The organism is Arcticibacter eurypsychrophilus, from assembly GCF_001730525.1.
In the GTDB taxonomy this organism is placed as follows: Bacteria; Bacteroidota; Bacteroidia; order Sphingobacteriales; family Sphingobacteriaceae; genus Arcticibacter; species Arcticibacter eurypsychrophilus.
Genome location: NZ_MDFN01000015.1, coordinates 98,662 through 124,730, shown reverse-complemented (window position 1 = coordinate 124,730; position 26,069 = coordinate 98,662). Strand labels below are relative to the sequence as shown.

The 26,069-nt window shown below is 37.6% G+C and carries 28 protein-coding genes; 19 read left to right on the top strand and 9 right to left on the bottom strand.

The genetic code is table 11. The features are described from left to right. Positions 1-42 precede the first annotated feature (42 nt). The gene (locus tag BFL47_RS10160) at positions 43-477 is read left to right on the top strand and encodes a DUF2147 domain-containing protein (protein ID WP_069659683.1); all 435 of its coding nucleotides are present in this window, start codon (positions 43-45) and stop codon (positions 475-477) included. A gap of 635 nt (positions 478-1,112) precedes the next feature. After that, entirely contained in the window at positions 1,113-1,526 is a 414-nt protein-coding gene (locus BFL47_RS10155; RefSeq protein ID WP_069659682.1) for an OsmC family peroxiredoxin, read from the top strand. Positions 1,527-1,899: 373 nt separating this feature from the next. On the opposite strand, the gene mscL is transcribed toward BFL47_RS10155, so the two are convergent. Together mscL and BFL47_RS10145 are read right to left on the bottom strand one after the other, a co-directional pair. Next, on the bottom strand, positions 1,900-2,313 hold the full coding sequence (mscL, locus tag BFL47_RS10150) for a large-conductance mechanosensitive channel protein MscL (protein ID WP_069659681.1): 414 nt from the start codon (positions 2,311-2,313) through the stop codon (positions 1,900-1,902). A 339-nt stretch (positions 2,314-2,652) separates the two neighbouring features. Beyond that, positions 2,653-3,849: a DEAD/DEAH box helicase gene (locus BFL47_RS10145; RefSeq protein WP_245681344.1), complete on the bottom strand. Its 1,197-nt coding sequence runs from the start codon at positions 3,847-3,849 to the stop codon at positions 2,653-2,655. Between the two features lie 126 nt (positions 3,850-3,975). Between BFL47_RS10145 and BFL47_RS10140 the strand changes: the two genes are divergently transcribed. After that, entirely contained in the window at positions 3,976-4,560 is a 585-nt protein-coding gene (locus tag BFL47_RS10140) for a hypothetical protein (RefSeq protein WP_139125803.1), read from the top strand. 114 nt (positions 4,561-4,674) lie between these two features. On the opposite strand, the gene BFL47_RS10135 is transcribed toward BFL47_RS10140, so the two are convergent. Continuing rightward, on the bottom strand, positions 4,675-5,145 hold the full coding sequence (locus BFL47_RS10135) for a hypothetical protein (RefSeq protein ID WP_131677791.1): 471 nt from the start codon (positions 5,143-5,145) through the stop codon (positions 4,675-4,677). Positions 5,146-5,252: 107 nt separating this feature from the next. On the opposite strand from BFL47_RS10135, the gene BFL47_RS10130 reads away from it, so the two are divergent. Beyond that, positions 5,253-5,660, top strand: coding sequence for a hypothetical protein (locus BFL47_RS10130; RefSeq protein WP_069659677.1), 408 nt, complete (start codon positions 5,253-5,255; stop codon positions 5,658-5,660). Here BFL47_RS10130 and BFL47_RS10125 read toward each other — a convergent pair. The 3 genes from BFL47_RS10125 to BFL47_RS10115 all read right to left on the bottom strand — a co-directional run bounded on the left by BFL47_RS10125 (position 5,657) and on the right by BFL47_RS10115 (position 8,417). Continuing rightward, the gene (locus BFL47_RS10125; RefSeq protein WP_069659676.1) at positions 5,657-6,280 is read right to left on the bottom strand and encodes a YceI family protein; all 624 of its coding nucleotides are present in this window, start codon (positions 6,278-6,280) and stop codon (positions 5,657-5,659) included. The two genes, BFL47_RS10130 and BFL47_RS10125, sit on opposite strands and share 4 nt — an antisense overlap. A gap of 98 nt (positions 6,281-6,378) precedes the next feature. Then, entirely contained in the window at positions 6,379-7,758 is a 1,380-nt protein-coding gene (locus tag BFL47_RS10120; RefSeq protein WP_069659675.1) for a hypothetical protein, read from the bottom strand. 44 nt (positions 7,759-7,802) lie between these two features. Next, positions 7,803-8,417 (bottom strand): YceI family protein, encoded by a 615-nt coding sequence (locus BFL47_RS10115; protein ID WP_069659674.1) that lies wholly within the window; start codon positions 8,415-8,417, stop codon positions 7,803-7,805. Between the two features lie 381 nt (positions 8,418-8,798). On the opposite strand from BFL47_RS10115, the gene pta reads away from it, so the two are divergent. The 4 genes from pta to BFL47_RS10095 all read left to right on the top strand — a co-directional run bounded on the left by pta (position 8,799) and on the right by BFL47_RS10095 (position 14,373). Continuing rightward, entirely contained in the window at positions 8,799-10,892 is a 2,094-nt protein-coding gene (gene pta / locus BFL47_RS10110; RefSeq protein WP_069659673.1) for a phosphate acetyltransferase, read from the top strand. 18 nt (positions 10,893-10,910) lie between these two features. Then, positions 10,911-12,110, top strand: coding sequence for an acetate/propionate family kinase (locus BFL47_RS10105; protein WP_069659672.1), 1,200 nt, complete (start codon positions 10,911-10,913; stop codon positions 12,108-12,110). A 528-nt stretch (positions 12,111-12,638) separates the two neighbouring features. Further along, positions 12,639-13,652 (top strand): sensor histidine kinase, encoded by a 1,014-nt coding sequence (locus BFL47_RS10100; protein WP_069659671.1) that lies wholly within the window; start codon positions 12,639-12,641, stop codon positions 13,650-13,652. Position 13,653: 1 nt separating this feature from the next. Then, positions 13,654-14,373, top strand: coding sequence for a LytR/AlgR family response regulator transcription factor (locus BFL47_RS10095; RefSeq protein WP_069659670.1), 720 nt, complete (start codon positions 13,654-13,656; stop codon positions 14,371-14,373). Here the strand turns inward: BFL47_RS10095 and BFL47_RS10090 are convergent. The 3 genes from BFL47_RS10090 to metK form a co-directional block, all read right to left on the bottom strand. Continuing rightward, positions 14,370-15,107: a lysophospholipid acyltransferase family protein gene (locus tag BFL47_RS10090; protein ID WP_069659669.1), complete on the bottom strand. Its 738-nt coding sequence runs from the start codon at positions 15,105-15,107 to the stop codon at positions 14,370-14,372. The two genes, BFL47_RS10095 and BFL47_RS10090, sit on opposite strands and share 4 nt — an antisense overlap. Then, positions 15,104-15,667: an NUDIX domain-containing protein gene (locus BFL47_RS10085; protein ID WP_069659668.1), complete on the bottom strand. Its 564-nt coding sequence runs from the start codon at positions 15,665-15,667 to the stop codon at positions 15,104-15,106. The genes BFL47_RS10090 and BFL47_RS10085 overlap by 4 nt, the downstream gene beginning before the upstream one ends. A 70-nt stretch (positions 15,668-15,737) precedes the next feature. After that, positions 15,738-16,991, bottom strand: coding sequence for a methionine adenosyltransferase (metK, locus tag BFL47_RS10080; RefSeq protein WP_069659667.1), 1,254 nt, complete (start codon positions 16,989-16,991; stop codon positions 15,738-15,740). 225 nt (positions 16,992-17,216) lie between these two features. Here metK and BFL47_RS10075 point away from each other — a divergent pair, with 225 nt between their 5' ends. The 11 genes from BFL47_RS10075 to BFL47_RS10020 all read left to right on the top strand — a co-directional run bounded on the left by BFL47_RS10075 (position 17,217) and on the right by BFL47_RS10020 (position 26,067). Continuing rightward, entirely contained in the window at positions 17,217-18,089 is an 873-nt protein-coding gene (locus tag BFL47_RS10075) for a diacylglycerol/lipid kinase family protein (protein WP_069659666.1), read from the top strand. Between the two features lie 5 nt (positions 18,090-18,094). Then, entirely contained in the window at positions 18,095-18,436 is a 342-nt protein-coding gene (locus tag BFL47_RS10070; RefSeq protein WP_069659665.1) for a translation initiation factor, read from the top strand. Positions 18,437-18,714: 278 nt separating this feature from the next. Beyond that, the gene (locus BFL47_RS10065; protein WP_069659664.1) at positions 18,715-19,542 is read left to right on the top strand and encodes a MotA/TolQ/ExbB proton channel family protein; all 828 of its coding nucleotides are present in this window, start codon (positions 18,715-18,717) and stop codon (positions 19,540-19,542) included. 93 nt (positions 19,543-19,635) lie between these two features. Next, positions 19,636-20,256, top strand: coding sequence for a biopolymer transporter ExbD (locus BFL47_RS10060; RefSeq protein ID WP_069659663.1), 621 nt, complete (start codon positions 19,636-19,638; stop codon positions 20,254-20,256). 21 nt (positions 20,257-20,277) lie between these two features. Further along, complete coding sequence (locus tag BFL47_RS10055; RefSeq protein ID WP_069659662.1) at positions 20,278-20,820, top strand: ExbD/TolR family protein; 543 nt, start codon at positions 20,278-20,280, stop codon at positions 20,818-20,820. Positions 20,821-20,867: 47 nt separating this feature from the next. Then, positions 20,868-21,698, top strand: coding sequence for an energy transducer TonB (locus BFL47_RS10050; protein WP_069659661.1), 831 nt, complete (start codon positions 20,868-20,870; stop codon positions 21,696-21,698). A 228-nt stretch (positions 21,699-21,926) separates the two neighbouring features. Next, positions 21,927-22,823 (top strand): PstS family phosphate ABC transporter substrate-binding protein, encoded by an 897-nt coding sequence (locus tag BFL47_RS10040; protein ID WP_069659659.1) that lies wholly within the window; start codon positions 21,927-21,929, stop codon positions 22,821-22,823. Between the two features lie 7 nt (positions 22,824-22,830). Further along, the gene (locus BFL47_RS10035) at positions 22,831-24,492 is read left to right on the top strand and encodes a tetratricopeptide repeat protein (RefSeq protein WP_069659658.1); all 1,662 of its coding nucleotides are present in this window, start codon (positions 22,831-22,833) and stop codon (positions 24,490-24,492) included. 54 nt (positions 24,493-24,546) lie between these two features. Then, positions 24,547-24,921, top strand: coding sequence for an NADH-quinone oxidoreductase subunit A (locus BFL47_RS10030; protein WP_069659657.1), 375 nt, complete (start codon positions 24,547-24,549; stop codon positions 24,919-24,921). Positions 24,922-25,027: 106 nt separating this feature from the next. Then, positions 25,028-25,570, top strand: a complete 543-nt coding sequence (locus BFL47_RS10025) for an NADH-quinone oxidoreductase subunit B (protein WP_069659656.1) — start codon at positions 25,028-25,030, stop codon at positions 25,568-25,570. Further along, positions 25,570-26,067 (top strand): NADH-quinone oxidoreductase subunit C, encoded by a 498-nt coding sequence (locus BFL47_RS10020; protein WP_069659655.1) that lies wholly within the window; start codon positions 25,570-25,572, stop codon positions 26,065-26,067. Before BFL47_RS10025 ends, BFL47_RS10020 begins: the two co-directional genes overlap by 1 nt. Positions 26,068-26,069: the final 2 nt, after the last annotated feature.

Genomic DNA, 26,069 nt, shown 5'->3' with positions numbered 1-26,069 from the left:
ATTTCACATTTATCCCTACCTTAAGCAATCAAAATGTGCATAATGAGATACTTGCTTCTTTCCTGTCTTTTACTTGTTTCTACCTGTCCTATTTTCGCTTTGGATGATGATACCATTGTTGGCAAGTGGATCGACCAAAAAGGCGAAGCCAAAATTGAAATCTATAAGAAAGGGAACCAGTTTTTTGGAAAATTATACTGGTTAAAAGATCCTTTTGATAAGAATGGGAATGTTAGGAAAGATAATAATAATCCGGAAACGGCTCTACGGGACAGGGACTTGAAAGGTATCGAAATATTAAAAAACTTCACTTATAATCAGGATCACGAATGGACAGGAGGTGAAATTTATGATCCCAGATCAGGAAAAACCTACGATTGTAAAATATCTTTATCTGAAGAAGGCGAATTGAATGTAAGAGGATTCATAGGATTTAGCTTAATAGGGAAAACTGAAACGATGATCAGATTGAATTAATCAACAAACGATGTATTCGTAAAATTCAAATAGTCCACAACAATATAATAAGTGAGAACAATAGGGCTTAATCTTGATTTTTTCTGTATAGACTCACTCCGGTCTAGGTTTGATTTAACTGATTTGAGAAATATCTTGCATTAGCCCTCAATGTTTTGACTTGTTTTATTACGCCCTAAATAACCGAAAATTTAGGCAAAAAAAATAAGCTCTCGATGGGCGAGAGCTCAAACTAACCAATTATAAACCTAAATTATTGAAAGGAGCTGTTAGAGAAGGAATCGAACCTTCAAGATTTTAACCTGTTCCAAACGCTACAGTGTGCTCAGGTTTTTTATTCCCTTTTGCTTGATACAAATATAATACGTTTATCTGTTCCTTGCAAATATATTAATCAATCTTTTTAATTATTGTAATTGTCGTAAAAGAAAACGTTCCCGGTTGTTAATTTTGCTATTTAAGTAATTGCACAAATAGACTTATTGAGAGTTTAATAATCCTAGAAATCAATTATTTCTGCGTTACTTTAAGATACGAACGATTTATACTTTAACTTCTTATTATTTCTAAATTTTATTCTTAAAAACTAAGTGCTAGCTTAATCGTTTACATTCAGAATCAAAATTTAATATATCATGATAAGAAATGCAACAGCTGTCTGGACCGGATCAGTCAAAGAAGGTAACGGGAACTTAACTACTCAAAGTACTGTTCTTGATCATACACAATATTCATACAACTCACGCTTTGCAGAAGGTGTTGGAACCAATCCTGAAGAGCTAATTGCAGCTGCACATGCAGGCTGTTTTACTATGATGTTAAGTTCTGTATTAACCGAGGCTGGTTTTATAGCAGATCAATTAACAACCATTTGTGAAATTACTTTTGAAAATGGTGTGATTGCAAAATCTCATTTAAGTGTTGAGGCTAAAGTCCCTAAAATTGAGGAAGACAAATTTCAAGAACTAGTTACAAATGCAGAGCAGAATTGTCCTGTTAGTAAATTGTTGAAGACAGAAATCTCTTCTGAAGCAAAATTACTTAGCTAAATTCAATAAGGTCTAATTTAATACTTGAACCTAAAAAACCGGAGAGGGCTTCCTAACAAAACCCTCTCCGGTTTTTCCCCCTTACATTTTCCGCCTGAAAGACAGTATTCATCGTTATTTTTCAATAGCTTACCTAATAACTATTTCACAATAAATATCTTGAGTATACTTTTGACATAACAAATTCCGCTTAATCCTTCTCTCTGCAAGACTCTATATGATTTTTAGAAAATATAAACCACAACTGTGGCTTTAAGCAAGTCAATAAAGAAACTTATCCTTATTCTTGATGCCATGTTGAAAAGGAGGAACCCTTTCTGAACTCTTCCTTTAAACCTAAAATAATGGATTCTAAACAAGCAACTAATAGAAATCAGATTTTCTTTTCTTGTAAAATATCCCGAATCTGAGTCAGTAAAACTTCCTCCTTCGTTGGAACAAAAGGTACCGTAGGAGCTATTTCTTCTTTACGTTTCAAAGAATTAATGGCTTTTACAACTAAAAAAATACAGAAAGCGACAATAAGGAACTGAATCAGTGTATTCAAAAACAGGCCGTATTTAATGGAGACTTCGGCAACAGAATTAGCCGGATCGGCTTTTTGAAGAAGTAATACCTTGTTTGCAAAGTCAATACCACCCGTCAGGTAGCCGATTGGTGGCATAATGATATCACTTACCAGTGAGGTTACTATTTTGCCAAAGGCAGCACCGATGATTACACCCACAGCAAGATCAATTACATTGCCCTTTGCTGCAAACTCTTTAAATTCTTTTACAATGCTCATAGGATTAAGTTTAGTATATAGGTTGATGATGTATATTCTAAACTAAAATAATAAAAACAAACATTAGTATATACTTAGGAAATAAATAATTATTGGTTTATATAAAAAGTCCAATTTTCCTATTGCAACTCTTAATGCAGTCAACATGCTATTAAAGACCAAAAGCGTTTTTAAGTAACATACCATTAGGTTGCATGAAGCTCATGTTTTTAAGCAATTCCCCGTCGTGGAGCCTGAAAATCATGGGAAGACAAAATCTACAATAAGCTAGGTTTAATTTACAAAAAAGGTCATTATAATCCCTTAATAAACCTTAGCTTCCCATTTCTTAACCCCTACCTACCTTTTCACAAACTTCTTTTTCCTTTTAAAAGGAGTGCTACCTGTTGAGGTCTTAAAAACAGGCTCTTCACCAATTTCCACTGGTAAAGCAATATGAGGAATTGGCCTTCCAATCAATGCTTCTATGTTAAGCAGCTTGCGCTGATCTTTCTCGTTTACAAAGGTAATTGCCGTACCGGTAGTTTCCGCTCTTGCAGTACGTCCAACCCGGTGTATGTAATCTTCCGCATCAATCGGTGCGTCAAAATTCAGTACCAGACTAATCCCTTCCACATCAATTCCTCTGGAAAGTACATCCGTTCCAATCAATACACGTAGTTTACGATTCCTAAACAAGAGCATAATTTCTTCCCGCTCAGACTGGTCCAGATCCGAATGAAAAGCCTTAGCCTGAATCTTTATAGCCTTTAACGACTTATATAATGCCTTGACCTTATCTTTAGTCGAAGCAAAGATCAATACACTCGAATACTCATTCTTTTGAAGCAGCAAGGTAATCAAAGGAATTTTCTGGCTATCCGTAACCTTATAGATCTGTTGATCAATTCCTGCAGCAGGTGTTGATACAGCCATAGTTACCTGTTCCGGATGATTCAATATAGAAGTGGCCAGTTTACGAATCTTTGGAGGCATTGTAGCGGAAAACATAACTGTCTGTCTTTGAGCAGGCAAAAAACTGATGATCCGCATGATATCATCCAGAAAACCCATGTCCATCATTCTGTCCGCTTCATCCAGAATCAAACATTTTAAATGCTCCGCCTTAAACGTACCTGCATTCAAATGCGCAATCAGCCTTCCCGGTGTCGCTATTATAATATCTACCCCATCTTTAAGCGCTCTTTGTTGTTGTCCGTAAACAATCCCATCGCCCCCGCCATATACGGCCACTGAACTAATGCCTGTAAAATAACCCAGACCCTCAACCTGTTGGTCAATTTGCTGTGCCAGTTCCCGTGTTGGCGCTAAGATAAGCGTATGTGTAAATTTCTTATCTGTCTTTGATATGCTATTCAATACTGGTAAAAGATAAGAGGCTGTTTTACCGGTTCCAGTTTGTGCACAGGCAATCAAATCTTTTCCTTCTAATATTAAGGGTATTGTTTGTTGCTGAATAGGGGTAGGCTCTTTATAGCCCATACTTAGAATGCCGTCAAGCAATGGCTCTTCGAAATTAAAATCGTTGAAAGTCAATATATTTATTTCTTATTATTTGCCAAGTTAAAAATTAAAATTCATACGCAGATCAAAATCTTGACGAAAATTATACTTTATGTAACGGATAAAGCGCTACCTTAATGCCTTTAAATGCAAAAAGACATGAAAGCCTACATCCTATTCCTCACCATCCTCAGCATTATCGTAGTATCCTGTACTAATTCTAAACAATCAAATGAAAATGCCGCATCTAAAGAACTTTTAAAAAAGAAAAATAATATTGATCTGATGATCACCGATAGTACATTGCTTGTTTTTGTCAAAGTGAAGGGCAAAAATCAACTTGTTCCAGTGATAGACAGGAAATACCCTCAAAAAATTGAAACCACTTTTAACATCTTAAAAGACAAAGAAGATCGTATTGTCTTTATTTCCGAAATGCCTTATAATGAAACGAGTGAATGGTTTATCTCTTATAAAAGCTATTTTGATGAACAGGGTAAATTATTTGCCTTTCAGCGCTTAAATAACTTTCTTAATAATGAATGTACGCATGGAGCCGCAATGGAAAATAGTATAGGCTATTATAATGCTGAGTTTAAACTGATCGATTCTTTATATACCATTACTGATACCTACAAAAAGCCACTAGATAAAAAGGCTTGTAAGTTCCCTTATAATTTCAAATACACGGTCATTAAGGATTTAAAGGAGTACAAAACACTTAAGAGTATTCCTTCCATTTAGTAAGCATACCAGTAACTAAGCCTATAAGCAAACAAGTAATCAACCAAGCATACAAGTAATTAGCAAGCAAGAAATAAAGGATGTAAATAATCCAGTGAATAAAAACGGTAATTGTTAATTCTTAGCGCGTGTACTTTTAACTGTAGGGTTTCCCTCCCAACGACTTTGTTTAATTTGCCGCTCTGTGATTTTATATATGTCGATTTTGATGCCGTCTAGCGTAGTCTGCAATTCCATTACATCTTGTTGAATGAGCTCATGTTGAATAGTAAGGTAATCTTCCTTTAAATTCATCAGTTCTTCTATAGTAGATTTAAGGTGTGACTGATGGCAGAAAATTTTATTAAGCACCAAATTTTTTTTCCTGTCCAGGGTATTGATTGCACAGTTAATTTCTTGAATATTGTTTGTATTTTCGTCATTCAGGTCTTCAGTAAAGAATTTGAGTAACAGTTTCTTTAAAAATTTAACCTCATCTTCAAAAAAGTCAATGTATGAAAGCCAATTCCTTGAAGAAAGATATAGGGTTTGGATTGTAGCCCCAGAACCATAGATGATTGGTGTTTTTAATATTTCTGCTTTCATGGTATTAATTATTATATTAACGACAGATATAAAATTGAGGTTATTTTGCTTGATAAAAATGATGGATGTCATTTAAGATACTGATATATAGAACAAACTAAAACCTAATGAAAAGAGTTATTAAATCCGGATTAATCGTAGGGGTTATATTATTTGTGATCAGCTATGGTGGACTTTTTCTGAGCATCATGTTTTTCCCTGCCCTTTTTGTCGATTATAATAATCCCCTCTTTAATTCCGATGGAAGCAGAGACGTATTGTTTTACATGCACGCCTTTATTATCAGTATGGCTTTATCCTGGTTCTGGGAACGTTTTAAACCTCTGTTTAAGGGTGGATCAATTATAAGAGGAGTGGAGTTTGGACTCGTATATGGAATGGTTGCCTTGCTCCCTGTGATGTGGATCACCTTCAGCACAATGGATATCACTGTAGTAATGGTGCTCAGCTGGTTGTTTTATGGAATTGTACAGGCCATAATTGCCGGTGTAATTCTGTCCCGTATTAATCCCTAGTTTCTTAAAATCTTCATGGTAAGCTGAAACTCGACACTTAATTTATTACCTGTCTGAATCATTCCACCTAGCTTTCTGGGCGGTTTCAAATCAAAATCAGAGAAGTTTACATCCTGCTCTCCTAGTAGCCTGATGTTCCCTTGGTTGTCCAGCTTAAACGTGTAATTAATATCGAACCTTTTGGCCCGACCAGCAAGTTCAATATCAACAATTCCTTTTATTTTGCTTTCTTGTGTGCTTAAGGAAGGGAGTTTAGCCAGACTGACAAAACTGATTTTTAATTGTGGGTACTCTTTCGCTTTTAATGTTTTGCGCAAATCAGCGGTCATCATTGCATGGTGACAGTCAAATAGTTTAACATTCAATCCTAACCTGCCTTTTAACGGAATCCCCTCTCTTCCTGCAATCTTTCTATACACGTTGATTGTATCGGGTCTGCTATATCCTGTAATCTCACATGCGAAGGTGTTGACATTTGTGCTTCCTTTCACCCGAAGCGATCCTCCATTTAATACAACCCATTTTGTGCTTACAGGGGGACTTTCTGTTAATTTATAGCCAGTAAAACTATACAGCAAAAGAGAGGAAAGCGTGATGTAGAAAATAAACAATCGTTTCATAGCGGTTCTCTTTTGTCTGAATGCCCTGCAATTATAATAAAAAGTCAGGCTGAATATGACTCAGCCTGACCTTGAAAATAAAAACAGATTATTATAATTTAGAATCCAACAACAGCCTGGATTACATAACCATCGAATTTACCGCCATTTCTGTAATCAGTTGCAGCGAAATCCTTGTATTTCTGAGTAGTATATTCACCCTTTAAAAGGATGTTTTTAGTTAAGAACCAACCAGCTGAGAAAGATGTACGATCAATCTTAGTATCATTCGTTACGATTGAGTTTGCAGCTATTCCTGAAAGCGCATCAGATTTAACTGTATTGTAACGAGCTCCAACGAATAGATTTTCGCTGCTTCCAAATCGGTATACACCTTCAATAGCTATTTGTTGTGCATTGCGGCTATCTGCTTCAGTTTTAGATCTTCCCTTAGCTACTTCAAATGTTCCGAAAACTTCCAAACCATAAGTCTTAACAAATCCGTTTAATTGGAAAGCGTCAATTTTCTTAGTGAAGCCAGGGTTGTAACGTCCTGAAAATGCATTTGCAGAATATGTAACGCCAGCTAGAGGTGTTATTACTCCATTTACAGTTGTGCTTGCTTGCTCCATTACCATAAAGTAATTAGAACCGGTACGGTCACCACCATATAAGGTGTTACCATTGTTTCCTGCACTGCTGTTATGGTAGAATGAACCTGCAACACGGATCCTAAGATTTTCATCCACTTGTTTGTCAAATCCAATCTTTCCGAATATAGATGGTGATTTGCGCAAATTGTCGTCTATAGCTCCTGTTACCGGATCTTTTCCTATAGTAACACTATCAATGTTTCCCTTGATCAAGCCATTAGTTACCCCCAACATCGCGAAAGCTGCACCTTGTCTTACGTATACTTCTCCACCAATTTCAGTTGAGAATGCATCCATGATGTAGTTTTCAACAAATGGATTGTATAAAGTCTGTCCACCATCTGATCTGCGGAAATGCTGATCACCGTAGTTAATTTCAGTGTGACCAATTTTGATTGTTGTAAACTTCATGATATCTTCCCAGATCTGTCCTTTGAACGGAAGTTTATCAAATTGGATAAAACCACCTTTTACCCATGTTTCATTATGGTGACGAGAAGAAAGGTAACTGGTTAAGTTTAAACGGATACCATCAGCTAATTGTACATCCATAAATAAGTTGGCATTGGCGGTATTAAAACCGGGGCTCATTTTATACAGATTGTTCAAGCTATTTTCATGCTTTAAATTCTGGAATGATTGAGTAAATCCTGCGCCGAAACGTACGTCAAGACCATCAAATGTTGTTGCTGTATCTTTAGGTGTTTCAAATACATTGATGCCACTTTGATCATAACCTCTCATGTTTGTCCAATCTCTGGATGACTGAGCATTCACTAATGCCGGGCTCATAATCAACAGAGCATATGCGGTATTTTTTGCGATTGTAAGTAAACTAATTTTCATTGTTTTGGTGTTATTTGGTGTGTAATATGTATTATAATTTAGGTTTATTTCTTTAATTTTAGACTGAAGTTAACAGTTACGTCGTCAGTTACTTTTAATGCGCCCAGCATAAAAGATGGTGGCTCTACCTCAAACTCGCTCATTTTAATTTTTCTTGAACCTGATACAGTTACTGTACCATCTGTGTTCTCAATTCCTTTTGCCTGTAGGGTGACCGTTTTCGTTACGCCAGAAATTGTTAATGCTCCGGTAGCCTTAATTGTATATTGGTTTGTTGTTAGTGGAGTTACGGTGGCAGTACTCAGTTTAAAAGTAATGGTGGTAAACTTGTCTGCTTTCAATGCTTTGTGAGCTCTGGTATTTAGTAAGCCCTCTTTCCCTTTTAGATTTTTAACAGGAAGCGTAAAACTGAATGAACTAACATCTTGCAGGTTGCCTGCTTTGAAAACTAATTGTGCATCCCCCGTAAAACTTGTCGCTTCCATGGTCCAGTCATGAATATTCGAAGATCCTAATACTTTAATTTCAGATCCGGCTACTGCTTTGAAAGTTTGTGCTCCTGCTTGTGGAGTGAAACTTATTGCACAAATCGTAGATAAGAAGAGGATCATAAAAGTTTGATACCTGTTTCTTAATGGTGTGATGTTTGCCTTTTTCATTATGTATTATTTATGGGTGTTGTGAATTTTTGTGTGAACAAATGTAAAGCGGTTTAAAAGCCTGTGGAATGACGCGCCTTATTGAAAAATATGATGTTAAACATTTAATGTTTTAACAGGGTATTAGTATGTTATGACTTGAATAGGTACACCTTGTATATATGCAGCAGGTTTTGCTTTCTAAGTATCATCTCATGTAGCAGCTTATTCCTTTTGCATTACCGTGTCACAAATTATAAGAGTTAAAAAATTTGTCCTATTTTTAAGGAATAAATGGAAAAAAATAGGTGTTATGTTGACGATTAATCAAGAATGTGATCGCAGTCACTCTATATAAAATGCTTTAATTATACCTTCGTACACTATTTCAATCAAAAAATCATGACCAAGAATATTTTTATTGCCACTGCAGAGCCCTACAGCGGTAAATCTGTTGTCGCATTGGGTCTTGTTAATATGCTTTTGGGTAAAACCCAGCGTGTTGGTTATTTTAAACCCATTGTGAACTTTGATCCTACCGAACAAAAGGATGTAAACGTTCAAACTATTATCGAGCATTTTGGACTTCAGATCAATTACGAAGAAACATACGCTGTTACCCGTCAGGAAGCAATGCGCCAAATTGAAGGCGAAGGTCAGGGTCAGATGATGGATTTAGTAATCAGTAAGTTCAAACAACTGGAAGCCAAATATGATTTCAATGTAATTGAGGGTAGTGACTTTATAGGTGAAGGTGCCGCTTTCGAATTTGAAGCAAATATTTCTATCGCTAAGAACTTAGGTTCTCCGGTTATCATAGTCGTTACAGGTGCAAATAAAACAACTGCACAGGTTGTGAATTCTGTTCTCACCATGCTTCGTAATTTTGAAGCCAGAGAAATACAAGTATTAGCTGTTGTAGCTAACCGCACAATAGCCGATCAGGTTCATGATATTCAAGAGCTGCTTACGGCTCAGCTTCCATCAGGAATCTTATTAGCTATTATTCCTGATGATAGGGGGTTAGAAAGTCCTTCCATGAAAGAAATTTACGAAAACTTAGGTGGTAAATTACTCTTTGGCGAAGGTCAGCTGGCTAATCAGGTTGATAACTTCGTTACTGGAGCGATGAACGTTCCTAACTTCCTAAACCATATTAAAGAAAACGTACTGATTGTAACTCCTGGTGATCGTGGTGACATTATCCTTGGAGCCATGCAGGCCAATCTGTCTACCAACTATCCTAAAATTGCAGGTATTGTGTTAACAGGTGGTTTAATTCCGGAACAACCAATTTTAAGGTTACTTGGTGGTTCTCAAACCATTTTCCCGATCATTGCGGTTAAAACAGGTACTTTCCAAACAATCACCCAAATTGATGGCATCAAGCCAAAAATTACTACCGATAATGTGAATAAAATTCAACTGGCCATCGATACGTTCAGTAAGTACATGAACATTAAGTCTCTGGAAGAAAAGATCGTCACTTTTACATCAGAAGGTATCACTCCTCATATGTTCCAATATCAATTGGGTCAATGGGCTAAGCGGACCATCAAAAATATTGTATTGCCAGAAGGTCAGGATGACCGGATCCTGAAGGCCGCTACCCGCTTAATTAACCAGGGAATTGTGAACTTAACTATCCTTGGTGATCCGGAAGTTATCGCAGCATCTGTTAAAAGACTGGGATTGGATCTTGACTTTAATAAGGTTAAAATTATTGACCCTGTTAAATCTGAGTACTTTGAAGATTATGTGTCAACCTTGTATGAGTTAAGGAAAACAAAGAATGTAAACATGAGCATGGCTCGCGACTTAATGACCGATGTTTCTTACTTTGGAACCATGATGGTTTATAAGGGACATGCCGATGGTATGGTTTCCGGAGCGGTGCATACTACTTCTCATACGATCAGACCGGCTTTACAGTTTGTCAAAACTAAACCAGGTACTTCAGTGGTATCTTCCGTATTCTTTATGTGTCTTCCTGATCGCGTATCTGTTTTTGGAGACTGTGCGGTTAATCCAAACCCAACTGCCGAACAATTGGCTGAAATTGCGATCTCTTCTGCAGAAAGTAGTATCCGTTTTGGTATCGAACCACGTATCGCTATGCTTTCTTACTCATCAGGAACATCCGGCGAAGGTGAAGACGTAGAAAAGGTTCGTCGTGCTACTGAAATCGTGAAACAAAAACGTCCTGATTTGAAAATTGAAGGACCTATTCAATATGACGCTGCTGTTGACCCTATCGTTGGTAAACAAAAAATGCCTGATTCTGAAGTAGCCGGACAAGCAAGTGTGTTGATTTTCCCTGATTTAAATACAGGTAACAATACCTATAAAGCAGTTCAAAGAGAAACCGGTGCCTTGGCAATCGGACCAATGCTTCAGGGTTTAAATAAACCCGTTAATGATTTAAGTCGTGGTTGTACTGTTGATGACATATTTAATACTGTAATTATTACAGCTATTCAAAGTCAGCAGAATTAATTTTAATAAGATAGACACATGAATATATTTGTTGTTAACTGTGGTAGCAGTTCCATAAAATACCAATTATTTAAATGGCCTTCTGAAGAACCTATCTGTAGTGGATTGGTTGAGCGTATTGGTCTCGAGAATTCCATTATTACGCATAAGGTGTATACTTCAGCTGGCGAACAGGTTATCAAACGTGTGTTAGATTTACCAGATCATGATGCAGGTATGCAACAAGTAGGCGCATTGCTTACTGAGCCTGGCATTGGTGTAATTCAAAATCCGGAAGAAATTGAAGCTGTAGGTCACCGTATTGTTCATGGTGGTGAGTCTTTCGTTCAAACAACTATTGTTACTCCGGAAGTAAAGGAAGAAATTAAGAGACTGGCTATTTTAGCTCCTCTTCATAACCCTGGTCATTATGTGGGTATCAATGTAGCACAGAAGATTTTTTCAAAAGCAACTCATGTAGTTGTTTTTGATACTGCATTCCATGCCACTATGCCCGAAAAGGCATTCCGATATGCTATTCCTGAATCTTTCTATACTGATTATGGTGTGCGTGTATATGGATTCCATGGTACCAGTCATAAATATGTAAGCGAACAAGCTATTGCTTACCTTGAAAAACCTGATGCCAAAATTATAACCATTCACCTCGGAAATGGCTGCAGTATGGCGGCTGTTGATGCTGGCGTTTGTGTGGATACCAGTATGGGCTTAGGTCCGTTGGACGGCTTGATTATGGGCACCCGTTGTGGAAATATCGACCCTTCTGTAGTGTTCTTCCTAGTTTCTCAATTGGGATATGATATTGCTCAGGTTGATAATTTGTTCAACAAACAAAGTGGTATGCTGGGACTAACCGGTTTCAGTGATATGCGCGACATTCTGAAAGCGATTGATGCTGGAGATGAGAAGGCTAAACTTGCTTACGATATGTACGCATACCGGATCAAGAAGTATATCGGATCTTATGCTGTAGCAATGAATGGTCTTGATGCCATCATATTTACTGCAGGAGTAGGCGAAAATGATGATTATTTGAGGGAAGCAGTATGTGCGGGTATGGATTTTACCGGCATTAAACTGGATACAGAAAAAAATCATAAACGTGCAAAGGGATTGAGAGAAGTAAATCTTCCTGATTCAAGAGTTAAGGTGCTGATCGTTCCAACCAATGAAGAATTGGAAATTGCAAAAGAGTGTTTTGAGCTTTTAGAAAAGTAGATTCAACAAAGGATTTAAGGCATTATTGAGTTCTTTTTGATCCTTTTTAAATAACTAGTTGTTCGAAGGTCGTTTCCATTCAGTGGGAACGGCCTTTTTTTTTGTCCTTTTTTTAAGCTGGAAGGGGTGCTTGGAATAAAAAAGGGGGCGATGAAAGAAGATTAGTGTTAACTACTGATTAGCCTAACCCTATTCTAAAAGGGAACAACCTAATAGTAACTAGTCATCAGATTATGGGTGAGGCCACAGTGACGCCACGGTGAGGCCACAGTGAGGCCACCTTTTACTGCAAAAACGTGGCCTCAACGTGGCCTCACTGTAGCATCACGCTAGCATCAAGGGTAATCTTACCTTAATCGGGTTATAAGTATACTACTCCTTGATAATATTTCTCATTGATGATTTCTTTGCTGCTTTATAAAGCGCACCATGCGGAGTTGCTGCTAAATTTGGTGCATTAGAAGACAAACCTATCCTGTTGGTATAATGCTTTCTGATATTTAATTTGTTTATAGCTACTTTAGGCTGATGAATAAGTTGCGAACAGCATTCCTTCATGTCTTCATATGGATAGCCATCTTGTTGTTGTTTATTTATGTGTCGAGTAGAAACGGTGCAGTAAAAGACTCCATCGTAATCTTTTTATATTTTGGCCTGGTCAATATTGCGATTTTCTACATCAATTACCTCTATATTTTACCCAACTATTTAAATAGCCGAAGGTATCTGGGATGTACACTTAGCATTATTTTGCTTGTCCTTTTTTCTGCATGTGTTAAATATGCCATCGCTAGTATCTTCAGTGAAATTATTTTAGTTCAGGGACATAACCAGGATTACTATGTTAATTTTTGGGAATACCTTTTTATAGCCACCATTACAGGGACATTTTTTGTCTTTTTAAGTACGGCTTATAAGTTTACGGTGGACTGGTTCCTGAATGAAAAGATCAGGAAGAGTCTGGAGAATGAAAAACTCAGTACGGAACTTGCCTTTCTCCGCTCGCAAATTAACCCGCATTTTTTATTCAATTCCTTAAATAATATTTACTCCCTGGCTTATCAGCAATCCGAAAAAACCCCTGAAGCTATATTGAAACTATCTGAAATTATGCGGTATATGCTGGAAGATAGTAATGAGCCCAAAGTGCCGTTGCACCGGGAGATCAGGTATTTAAAGAACTATATTGAACTACAGACGCTGCGGTTTAAAAATGGGGCTTTTGTTGATTTTGGGATCAAGGCTGTGGAGGATCAGATACAGATCATCCCGCTGATATTGATCGCTTTTGTTGAAAATGCTTTCAAACATGGAATTGTATCCGATGCAGATCATCCGGTTAAAATTGATCTGCAGGTGCAGCATAATTTGATGATTTTCGAGGTATGGAATTTGAAAAGCGCTCAGAATAAAGATAATACAGGAGGGATTGGATTAAGTAACGTGAAACGACGATTGGAATTGTTGTACGAAGGCCGTTATGAACTGCTGATAGATGAGACGATTTCTACCTACTATTGCAAATTAGCCTTACATTTATAATATGATACGCTGCCTCGTAGTTGATGATGAACCTTTGGCTCTTGATATATTAGTTGATTATATCGCTAAGGTTCCAGATTTGAAATTAGTTAAAGCGACGACCAGCGCATTTGAGGCACTAGCTTTGGCGCAGGAAGAGGATATCGACCTTATCTTTCTGGATGTGCAGATGCCTGAGCTTACCGGGATCCAGTTTTTAAATATTATAAAGGGTAAGTGTAAGGTGATTTTGACGACGGCTTATTCGCAATATGCACTGGATGGTTATGAATTGGATGTTGCCGATTACCTCTTAAAACCGATTGCCTTTGATCGTTTTTATAAGGCTGTAGTAAAGGTGCAGCAGCAACAGAGTTTGCTGGCACCGGCAGTCTTGGTCCCTGAAAAGCAGAACAATGGGGTACCCGATTTTATATTTGTGAAAACTGAACACCGGATTCAGAAAATTTATATCAATGATATCCTATATATTGAAGGGTTAAAAGACTATATCTCCATTTTTACGGCTTCAGAACGGATTATTACGCTGCAGTATATGAAGAAAATGGAAGAGGTGTTGCCTTGTGCGATTTTTGCAAGGGTTCATAAATCTTACATTGTGGCTATTGATAAGATTGAGAGCATTGAAAGGGGAAGGATTCAAATTGGGGATAAAATTATTCCGATAGGGGATACTTACCGGGAGGCGTTTTTTAATAAGATCCAGGATCGGAATATTTAAGCTATAAATTCTCTGATCTGTTTTTCAGCTTGCAGAATCACTTCATCTGGAGAGAGTCCGGCGGCATCAACGGGTTTGAGTACTGTAAGTTTCATGTGTTCACCAAAGCTGAGTGGGTACTTACCGTACCGGGTTAACTTCCAGGAATTCTCAATGGCAATGGGTACGACAAGTGCGTTGGGTGCCCTTTTAAGGATCGTAGTCACTCCGCCAAGTATAAAAGGTTTCATGCAGCCATCTTTAGAGCGTGTCCCTTCAGGGAAGATGCCTGCGGACCAATTGTTTTCCTTCATCCGTTTGGCAAGTTTCAATATTTCGGCAATGGATTGTTTGGGATCTTTGCGGTCGATGTTTGCTGCACCACCATATTTAAGATTGAAAGAAATACTTGGAATTCCTTTGGTGAGTTCAATTTTGGAAACAAATTTAACGTGATATCTTCGTAAGAACCAGATCAGGGGAGATACGTCGTACATGCTTTGATGGTTGGCCACAAAAATCAGAGGTCTTCCTATGGGCAGATCGTATTCGTTTTTAAACTGTACCCGGCATCCTACTATATAATAGGTAGCGACTAAAAAGAAGTTCATGATATCAACGGAAAGTTTATGTCCGGCATACCCCCCGAATTTAAGACTTAACCACTGGATGGGGTGAAAGATGACGAGGAATAAGCCAAACATCAGGTAATGAATCGGAGACAGGATATAGCCGAGGAGCTTTTTTACTTTCATGCTAGTTTATTTTCTAACAATAAGATCTTCACTTTCAAAATAGCGGCTATGCTCATGGAATCGGTGATTCTATTGTCGAGCACCATCTGATAGGCTTGTTCAAATGGCACGCGTTTGAGTTGAAGTTCTTCGGTTTCTTCGGGCTCTGCCTGGCCTAGTTGAAGTCCGCGTGCCAGATAGATGATTCCGAATTCGTCAGATACTGAATTGGAAAGATGAATATGCTGCAATTCGGTCCAGTTTGATGCGGTTAATCCGGTTTCTTCCAGCAATTCTCTTTTGGCAGATTCAAGCGGGTTGATGCCTAATGGCCCACCACCTTCTGGGATTTCCCAGCTGTATTGATTCAGGGCAAAGCGAAACTGACCAACAAGCCAGATATGAAGGTCCTCATCCAGGGCGATAATACCTAATGCGAAGTTTTTGAAATGCACTTTTCCGTAAATACCATTCCCACCGGAGGGGTTAAGTACCTTATATTCGGTTACATTTATCCATGGGTTGGTGTAAACTTCATTCTGAGATAAGACTTTCCATGGATTAGTGTCTTCATTTATCATGGTGCAAAGTACTAAAAAAGGGGCTGTAATTACAGCCCCTTTTATTTAAAAATAGTTTTTCGAGTTCACCTTAAAGGCCAAAAGCAGCTTTCACCTGATCCTGGTAATCTAATTTTTCCCAGGTGAAAAGTTCTACCTCTATGGTTTTCTTTTCGCCATTGGCACCTTCGAAAACCTTAGTTACGATTTCATTTTCTCTTCCCATATGTCCGTAAGCAGCTGTTTCAGAATAAATCGGGTTGCGGAGTTTTAGGCGGGTTTCAATTCCATAAGGAGTCATATCGAAAAGCGCGGTGATTTTCTCAGCAATTTCACCGTCTGTCAGGTTTACTTTAGCGGTATTGTAGGTGTTCACATAGATCCCCATAGGGTCTTTAACGCCAATAGCATAAGAAACCTGTACCAGAATTTCATTACAAACACCTGCTGCTACGAGGTTTTTGGCAATATGACGTGTTGCATAGGCTGCTGAACGGTCAACTTTAGAAGGATCTTTACCTGAAAATGCACCACCACCGTGAGCACCTTTTCCTCCATAAGTATCCACAATGATCTTACGACCAGTTAAGCCGGTGTCGCCATGCGGACCACCGATTACAAACTTGCCGGTAGGGTTAACGTGGTATTTTATTTCTCCGTTAAACAGTTGTTGCAAATTTGCAGGAAGTTGAGCCTTTATTCTTGGAATAAGGATAGTGATCACATCTTCTTTGATCTTGTCCTGCATTTCCTTTTCAGGAGCAAAGTCATCATGTTGAGTGGAAATTACGATGGCTTCAATACGGATAGGGCGATGATCATCGCTATATTCGATAGTAACCTGTGATTTTGCGTCAGGGCGCAGGTAGGAAATGTCTTTGTTTTCGCGACGTAAAACAGCGAGTTCAACAAGGAGTTTATGGGCTAAATCTAATGCTAAGGGCATGTAATTAGTGGTCTCACTTGTGGCATAACCAAACATCATTCCCTGGTCTCCTGCACCTTGCTGTTGCTTTTCCTGTCGGTCTACTCCCTGATTGATATCGGCTGATTGTTCATGGATGGCAGATAATATGCCACATGAATTTGCTTCAAACATATATTCAGACTTGGTATAGCCGATTTTTCGGATTACATCACGGGTGATTTTTTGAACGTCAAGGTAAACTGTTGATTTTACTTCTCCGGCAAGTATTACCTGTCCGGTTGTTACCAATGTTTCGCAGGCAACTTTAGATTCGGCATCCCAGGCTAGAAAGTTATCAATTAATGCATCGGATATCTGATCGGCCACTTTATCAGGATGACCTTCAGAAACTGATTCGGACGTAAATAAATAGGGCATATTAAATAGTTTTAGAAATAAGATAAGCTAAAACGGAAGGCATGCAGCTAAGATTGCGCGAAGAAGTAAATAAACAGGTATTAGCGATTTTTTTACGTGGTTGCAATCTCATTCCTTTTCGGAACAAAGCAAATCAGTCCACTTAGCGCTGCAAATTTATAAGATTTTTTATATTATGAGAAATTAAAACCTAATTTAGCCCAAGAATATAAGAGGCATAACTGGTTGAAAAAGAATATACTATTTATCATAAATCCAATATCGGGAGGCAAAAACAAGCTTGACTTCCCTTTTTTAGTAAAAAAATACCTTGATAATCGTCTTTATACAGCTGAATTCGCTTATACAAACCGACCAAAACATGCCTTTGAAATGACGCTTGAAGCGGTTGATAAAGGTGTTGAGGTGGTTGTGGCAGTGGGTGGAGATGGAACTATAAATGAGGTTGCTTCTGCGATTTTGGGAAGTAAGACCATTATGGGGATCATTCCGTGTGGTTCGGGTAATGGCCTTGCCCGTTCGTTAGGTATTCCACTGAATAAAAAAAAGGCAGTGTTGCAATTAAATAAATGGAATACCCGTTTAATAGATTCGGCCTGTTTAAATGAATACAAATTTTTTAATATGGCTGGTTTGGGTTTTGATGCCTATATTAGTCATAAGTTTGCTTCATTAAAGGGTAGGGGCTTTTCGGGATACGTTAAAACTGCTTTTTCCGAAGTGATCAATTATAAGCCAGACCGGTATAGAATAGACATAGATGGGAAAGAATATATACGGGATGCCTTTATGATAAGTATTGCTAATTCCAGTCAGTATGGAAATAATGCGCATATTGCGCCGAAGGCACTGCTTGACGACGGACTTCTGGATATTTGTGTGATAAAACCTTTTCCTCTATATCTCTTTGTTTCAATGGGTTTGCGAATGTTTGCGAAAACTTCTGAAAAATCGAGGTATGTCGAAATAATAAAAGGGAAAACTATACGTATACAGTCTGATAATAATGCAATGGTTCATATTGATGGGGAAGCAATAAATCTAGGGAAGGAAATCTTGATTAATGTGAACCCTTTGTCTCTTTGTGTTTTATATTAGCAATAATGTCAAAAAAAAACAACATTAACGGAGTGGTTTATTCGACGGATCCAAGTTTCGAGTATGACTATGAAGTTACACCTGAAGCAATAACTTTAGGTGCGGGGCAACAGGATTTACGGGTTCAGCTTGACAAAAAGCAAAGAAATGGGAAAGCTGTTACATTAATAACTGGTTTTAAAGGAACGGTTACTGACCTTGAAATATTAGGAAAGAAGTTAAAAACCAAATGTGGTGCCGGTGGGGCTGCAAAAAATGGAGAAATTATTGTACAGGGCGATTTTCGTGATAAAATCTTAGATTATTTAAAATCTGAGGGTTATAGAGTGAAAAAATCAGGTGGATAATGCAAATATGAGCTTAAGTGTGATTTTTTAGTTCATTTAGCATCACTAATTTGTAATTTTAGAAAAAAATCGTTTTTATTGTATAATATTGTTAAAAATAAAGACGGATTAATTAAACAATGTCAGTTCAGTAAATAATGCTATAGGGGTGATTTAATTTTAAATGTAATTAGAATCACATTTTATTAGTTTTAAAACTTCTATTTTTGTTATCATAATTTTCAATAAATCGTAACTATTATATTTTAATTAACACTAAAAACTAAATTTCAAGAAGAATGGCAACCGCACCAAAACCAACAACTGCGAAGAAAGAAAGCTCTGGTTCAAGCATTTTTGCAAGTCTAACAATCGTTATCTGTATCGTTATTGGAATCCTTATTTGGAAGTTCGTTATGGGACATCCATCAAATTTTGACGGAGGAGATCCAGAATTAGGTCACCCACTACCCGGAAACTTTTTCGGTATGATTTACAAAGGAGGAGTTATTGTACCAATGCTTTTTGGTATGTTTTTAATGGTAATCGTATTTTCAATTGAGCGGTTTATCGTAATTTCGAAAGCTGCTGGATCAGGCAGTGTAGAACATTTTGTTAGAAAGATTCAGTCTTTATTATCAGCTGGAAGCATTGACACAGCGATTGCTGAATGTGACAAACAAAAAGGATCTGTTGCAAACGTGATTAAATCAGGTTTGAGAAAGTACAAAGAAGTGGAAACAGACCAGACAATGGATATTGAGCAAGCTTCATTAGCAATCCAGAAGGATATTGAAGAAGCTACTTCTTTAGAAATGCCAATGTTGGAACAAAACTTAACAATCATTGCTACCCTGGTATCTACAGGTACATTGGTAGGTTTGTTAGGAACAGTAACAGGTATGATCAAGTCGTTTGCTGCCTTAGCTACAGCAGGTGCTCCGGATCAGGCAGCATTAGCAAATGGTATTTCTGAAGCGCTTATTAATACTGCAACCGGTATTTCGGTATCAACAGTAGCGATCATCATGTACAATATCTTCACATCGAAAATCGATAAGTTGACTTATTCAATTGATGAAGCAGGTTTCTCAATTGTTCAGACTTACGCAAGTACACATAAATAATAATTGATAAAAATATTTCGGATGGTCTTATGGAATATCCGAAATATTTTCATCAATAGGTAAAGAGATTAAGGAATCATATAAAGTAGAACGATGCCTAGAGTAAAAGTACCAAGAAAGAGTACCGCAATTGATATGACGGCAATGTGTGATATGGCTTCCCTGTTGTTAACATTTTTTATTTTAACAGCAACAGCTCGTCAACCAGAAGCCCTTATCGTTGATACTCCTTCATCAACAGTAAAAATTAAAGTTCCAGAAGTGGACATTGCTACGATAACAATTGGAGGTGGCAAAGTATTCTTTGGAGTTAAAGGGACTATGATCCGTGAGCGGGTGTTACAGAAAATGTCAGAACGTTACAAGGTTCCATTTACACCAGCACAAATAAAAAGATTTTCCTTGATGGAAGGGTTTGGAGTTCCGATTAGTCAGTTAGGTCAGGTCATTGATTTGAAGAGTGAGGAAAGGAATAAACCAGGGCTTCAAACGGGAATCCCTATTGATTCTGTAAATGGAGCAGCTTCACAATTGCATGAATGGATTTATCAGTCCCGTATTGCTACAAAAGAATTAAACGACAAGCAAATGCGTGTTTCCATTAAGGGTGATTCAGATGAAGAGTATCCAACAATCAAAAGGGTAATTAATATTTTACAAAAACAAAAGGTAAACAAGTTTAGCTTGATTACTTCAATGGAAGCTCAGGACTAACAATTACAAACGTAAAATAACATGGCAGAATTAGATAGCGGCGGCGGGGGTAATCATAAGGGTGGTAAAGTAAGAAGTAAGAAACAGTCAACACGGGTAGATATGACACCTATGGTGGATTTAATGTTCTTATTGATTACCTTCTTTATGCTAACAACTACTCTTGCAAAGCCACAGGCAATGGACCTGGCAATGCCAGATAAGGATGATGTGAATCCGAATGAGCAGTTAGATGTAGCGGATACACGTACAATGACTGTTTTGTTAGGTAACGCAAACCGGATAGAATGGTTTATTGGTATCGCTGGAAATTCATTAACACCTCCAACAGTAGAGAATTTTGGCAAGAATGGTATTCGTAAAACGATTATCGGTAAAGCCAAAGATATTAAAGCAGCTACCGGAAAAGATATGATTATCATTATTAAACCAAGTGATAAATCAAATTACAAAAATTTGGTAGATATTTTGGATGAAATGAAAATCACGAATACCAAGCAGTACGCGATTGTAGACATCAGCGCTCCAGAGGTAGATCTCTTAAAGCGTGATAAGATTTATTAAAATAGCCCAGATGGATAGGTTCCATATTGGGATGAAACAAATTTAAAATGGCAAAATTAGATATTTTTAACCGTGAGTGGATAGATGTTATCTTTACTGATAGGAACCAGGCTTATGGGGCTTATCAGCTAAGGAAAGATAATAACAAGACCACGAACAAGGCGATGGTTATAGGAGCAGTGCTTTTTATACTTGTTATGTCAGCGCCTCTTATTGCCAAATTCTTAAAAGGGATTGTTCCTGAGAGTGAAAGCGACAAGGTCATTCAGACTGAGGTTGTTTTAACACCACCACCGCCAGTAGATGAGCAAGCACCACCTCCCCCTCCTGCTGCGGAACCACCGAAGCCTAGAGTAGATCAGGTTCGTTTCCCGCCACCAGTAGTAGTTCCTGCTGATAAGGTTAGAGATGAAGAACCACCTACGGTTGAGGAATTAAAAGTCGCTGATCCAGGTCAGAAGACCTTAGCAGGAGATCCAAATGCAGAAATCAGAATTGATGAACCAGTTGGTACTGCTCCTCCGACAAAAGCAGCGGTTGTAGAAGATAATGCGGTATATGATTTTGCTAGTATTGAGCAAATGCCGGAATTTCCGGGTGGTATGCCTAAGTTCTATGGTTATGTAGGAAAAAATTATGTTTATCCTGCTGCTGCCAGAGAGCAAGGTGTTTCAGGCCGTATTACCATGAGCTTCGTTGTTGAAAAAGATGGTAGTTTAACTGATATTAAAGTTCTGAGAGATCTTGGAATGGGTACAGGTGAAGAAGCGGTAAGGCTCTTGAAAAAGGCCCCCAGATGGAAGCCCGGTATTCAAAATGGAAGACCAGTTCGTGTTCAGTATACATTACCGATCATGCTGAATCTGGAGGGACAATAAATGTTTAATAATGAAAATCAGCAAAAATCGCCCCAAAAGCGATTTTTGTTCATTTTAGGGTCAGTCATGTTTGTTTTCTATTTGGCATTAGGACTGGCTTTAATCTTTTGGGATGATATTCCATTAACCCTTAATAAGACATATCGGATTGCTTTAGGTTCTTTTTTGATCCTATACGCTTTCCTAAGATTGTTGAGAGTATTACAAACCAAGCGGGATTAATTAGATATGAAATATTGGTTTTATTTATTTGTGCTGACAGGGATCGTGTTTACATCCTGTAAAGGTAAGGAGACTGAAACGGAAACAACAGGAACAACCAAAATGTTGGTTGATGAGAGTGTAACTCCTATCATCGAGGATGAACTGGTTGTATTTGAAAATATCTATAAACAGGCAAAAATATCAGCCAGCTATGACACTGAAAATAATGTGATCAGAGACTTTCTTGCAGATAGCGCTCGTATTGCTATTTTGACACGAAATTTAAGGCCTGATGAAGCAAAAATAATTCAAAACAGAAAGTTACTAATACATGTTAATCGTTTTGCAATTGATGCAATAGCACTGGTAGTAAATAAATCAACCGCTGATACATTGATTACTGTTCAGGAACTTATTGATATATTGCAGGGTAGAACTTCGAGACGTCAATTGGTGTTTGATAATGCGAACTCTAGTACGGTACGATATTTAATGGAGCTGGCTGAAGTTAAACAATTACCTCAAAAAGGGGTTTATGCTTTAAATTCAAATCAAGAAGTAATTAAGTATGTACACAATAATTTGGGTTCAATTGGTGTTATAGGTTTCAATTGGATTAAACAGCCTCCTGTGGAATTAGAGGGTATTGTAGCAGAATTAAAGTTGATGAGGGTTAAAAACTTACCTGGTAAGCCAGGGTCAGATAAGTATTATATCCCAAACCAGGATAATCTTGCACAAGAACAATATCCGCTAAGCAGAAATGTTTATATAATTAACTGCCAGGCAGGAGGAGGTCTTGGCTTAGGATTTGCTTCTTTTTTAGCTGGGGAAGTTGGGCAGCGGGTTGTTTTGAAATCAGGGCTTATGCCTGATAGTATTCCGACCAGAGAAATATTAATTAGAAAAAATAAAGAATAGATAAACTATGAATATTATAAGAAGAGCAATACAAGTGAGTCTGTTATTAGGAGTTGTGGGGACAACGGCTTTAGCGCAAAGTTTAGGGGATGCGAAAAAGGCGATTGATGCGGAACAGTATCAACAAGCTAAAACTATTCTTAAAAAACTAATAGCGACTCAGCCCACTAGTGGCGAGAATTATTTTTATTTAGGAAATGTATATTTGAAAGATGATTATACTGATTCCGCAAAGACGACTTTTACAAAGGGCGTAAGTTCAAATGCTGAGTATGCTTTGAACTATGTGGGGCTGGGAACAATAGATCTTGATGCCAAAAATCCTACCGCTGCGAAAGTTAATTTTGATAAGGCTATCTCTTTGGCTAAACGTAAGGACAACAGTCCGTTTTTGTATATAGGTAAAGCTTATACCAATGCAGATGTACCTGATTATGCTAGTGCATTAACTAATTTAGAGAAGGCTAAGGCTATAAATGAAAAAGATGCTGAGGTTTTTTTAGCGATGGGCGACGCTTATCGTGGCGATAAGAAAAACAGTGAGGCTTTTGGAGCTTATCGCACTGCTTTTGATATGGATAAGACTCTTTTAAGAGCAGAAATTGAACAAGGTAAGTTGATTAAACAATCTAAAGCATTTCAGGAATCTGCTGATAAGTTCAAAAGCGTTCTTGCTATCAATGCAAACTATGCACCAGCATATCGCGAGTTAGCAGAAACTTATTATTTGTGGGCTAAAGCTGAACCTCAACAATATGCGGCGAGGATTAAAGAAGCGTTGCAGTTTTATACTAAGTATTTGGATTTAACTGACCGTTCATTGGAATCCAGAATGAGGTATGCTGACTTTTTGGTTTTAGCAGGTGAGTATAAAGCACTTGAAGCAGAAGCTCAACAGATGATTAAACAAGATAAGGCTAATCCAAGGATCTATCGTTATCTAGGTTATTCATTGTATGAAAACGGTAATTTTGCCGGTAGTGTTCAGGCAATGAAAGATTTTATGAGTAAGGTTGATCCAAAGCGTATCATTGCACAGGATTATTTATACTTGGGTCAGGCACAATTAAAAGCAGGTGATTCTACAGGTGTAGTAAGTTTAACTAAGGCTGTTGAGATTGACTCTGCTTACGCAGAACCAATTAGTGAATTGGCTAAAGCAGAATTTTCTGCAAGAAAATACGGTTTATCAGCAGATCTGTATGAGTTAGCTGTTAAGAATGCAGCATCCAAAACTTATTTGTTTGACTACTTCTATTTGGGAATGGCAAACTACTTCGACTATGCAAGTAAAACTCCTGCAGTTCAAAAGACGAGTAAGGAAGCGTTGGTAAGAGCAGACTCAGCATTTAGTTTAGTTTCTCAAAAATCGCCTAGTACTGCTGATGCGTATTTGTATCGTGCAAGAACAAACAGATTATTGGATGATGACCAAAATTCAAAAGGATTAATGGTTCCTCATTTTGAAAAATACATTGAAGTAGTTTTAGCTAAACCGGATGGTCTTACAGATGTAAGAAATAAGAAAAATTTGGTTGAATCTTATAATAACCTTGGAGCTTATTATTTGAAGACAAATCAGGCTAAATCAAAAGAGCTTTTTAATAAGGCTGTCGCACTTGATCCAACTAATGAATATGCATTAAGCGTATTGAATACCTTAAAATAAAATAAAGAGCCTAATACAGGCTCTTTATTTATATTTGCAAAAACATTTAATTCTATGGAAGTTCAAAGTGTACCGGTAGATTACTTACCTATTTTGTTTCAAATGCTTGTTGCATTAGGTTTTGTGGTCTTGACAATGACTATAACGCATCTGATTGGGCCTAAACGGAAGACTGCAGATAAGTTAAGTCCTTTTGAAGCAGGTATAGAAGTTATAGGGAATGCGCGAACTCCGGTTTCTATTAAGTATTTTCTAGTAGCAATTCTATTTGTTTTATTTGACATTGAGGTGATTTTTATGTATCCATGGGCGGTAAATTTTCGCGAATTTGGTGTAGATGGATTAATTGAGATGTTTATTTTTATGGCTACTTTGCTATTGGGATATATTTATATAATAAAGAAAAAAGCAATTGAATGGGGAGATTAGAATGTTTCTAAATAACCAAGCTGTTGTAACATGCAATTCTAAATTTGTAAATTTGGGCTCATTTCAAACGTATTGGAATGAGTTTTTTTAATTCAAAAGAAATAAGATGAGTGATATAAAATTAGCCGAAGCACCTGCGGGTATTGAAGGTTCAGGTTTTTTTGCAACTTCTTTTGATAAAGTGGTCGGCTTAGCTCGTGCTAATTCGTTATGGCCATTGCCTTTTGCAACTTCTTGTTGCGGAATTGAATTTATGGCAACCATGGGAGCACATTATGATTTGGCAAGATTTGGATCAGAAAGGCCTTCTTTCTCTCCACGTCAGGCAGACATGTTGCTTGTTATGGGAACGATTGCGAAGAAAATGGCGCCTGTTTTAAGACAGGTTTATATACAAATGGCAGAACCACGTTGGGTTATTGCTGTTGGCGCATGTGCGACAAGTGGAGGAATTTTTGATAGTTACTCTGTGCTCCAGGGAATAGATGAGGTGATTCCGGTAGATGTATATGTACCAGGATGTCCGCCCCGACCAGAAGCTATATTAAGTGGTGTACTTAAGCTTCAAGACTTGGTACGTAATGAGCCGATGCGCCGCAGAAACTCAGCTGAATATAAAGAGTTACTCAATAAATACGGTATTCAGTAATGGAAAAGATAAGCAACACCGCTTTAATAGAACAAATATCGGCTAGGTTTGGTGACCAAGCTTTTGAATTCAGTGAGCCAATAGGTTTGCTAACTTTTGAGACGAACAAAGAAACGATCATTGATGTGCTCACTTTCCTGAAAACGGAACTTGGTTTCAATTTTCTTACTGATATAACAGGGATACATTTTCCAGAAGCAAAATTACCTATAGGAGTGATTTATCATTTGCATAATTTCAGGCAAAACGTACGTATCCGAATTAAGGTTTTTCTGGAAGATGAACATCCATCTATACCAACAGCCTTCGTTTTATGGAAAGGTGCGGATTGGATGGAACGTGAGACATATGATTTTTACGGGGTAAACTTTGAAGGGCATCCCGATCTGCGCCGTATATTAAATATGGATGACATGATCGCTTTTCCAATGAGAAAGGAATTTCCGTTGGAAGATCCTAATCGTGTTGATAAAAAAGACTTTTTCTTCGGAAGATAAAC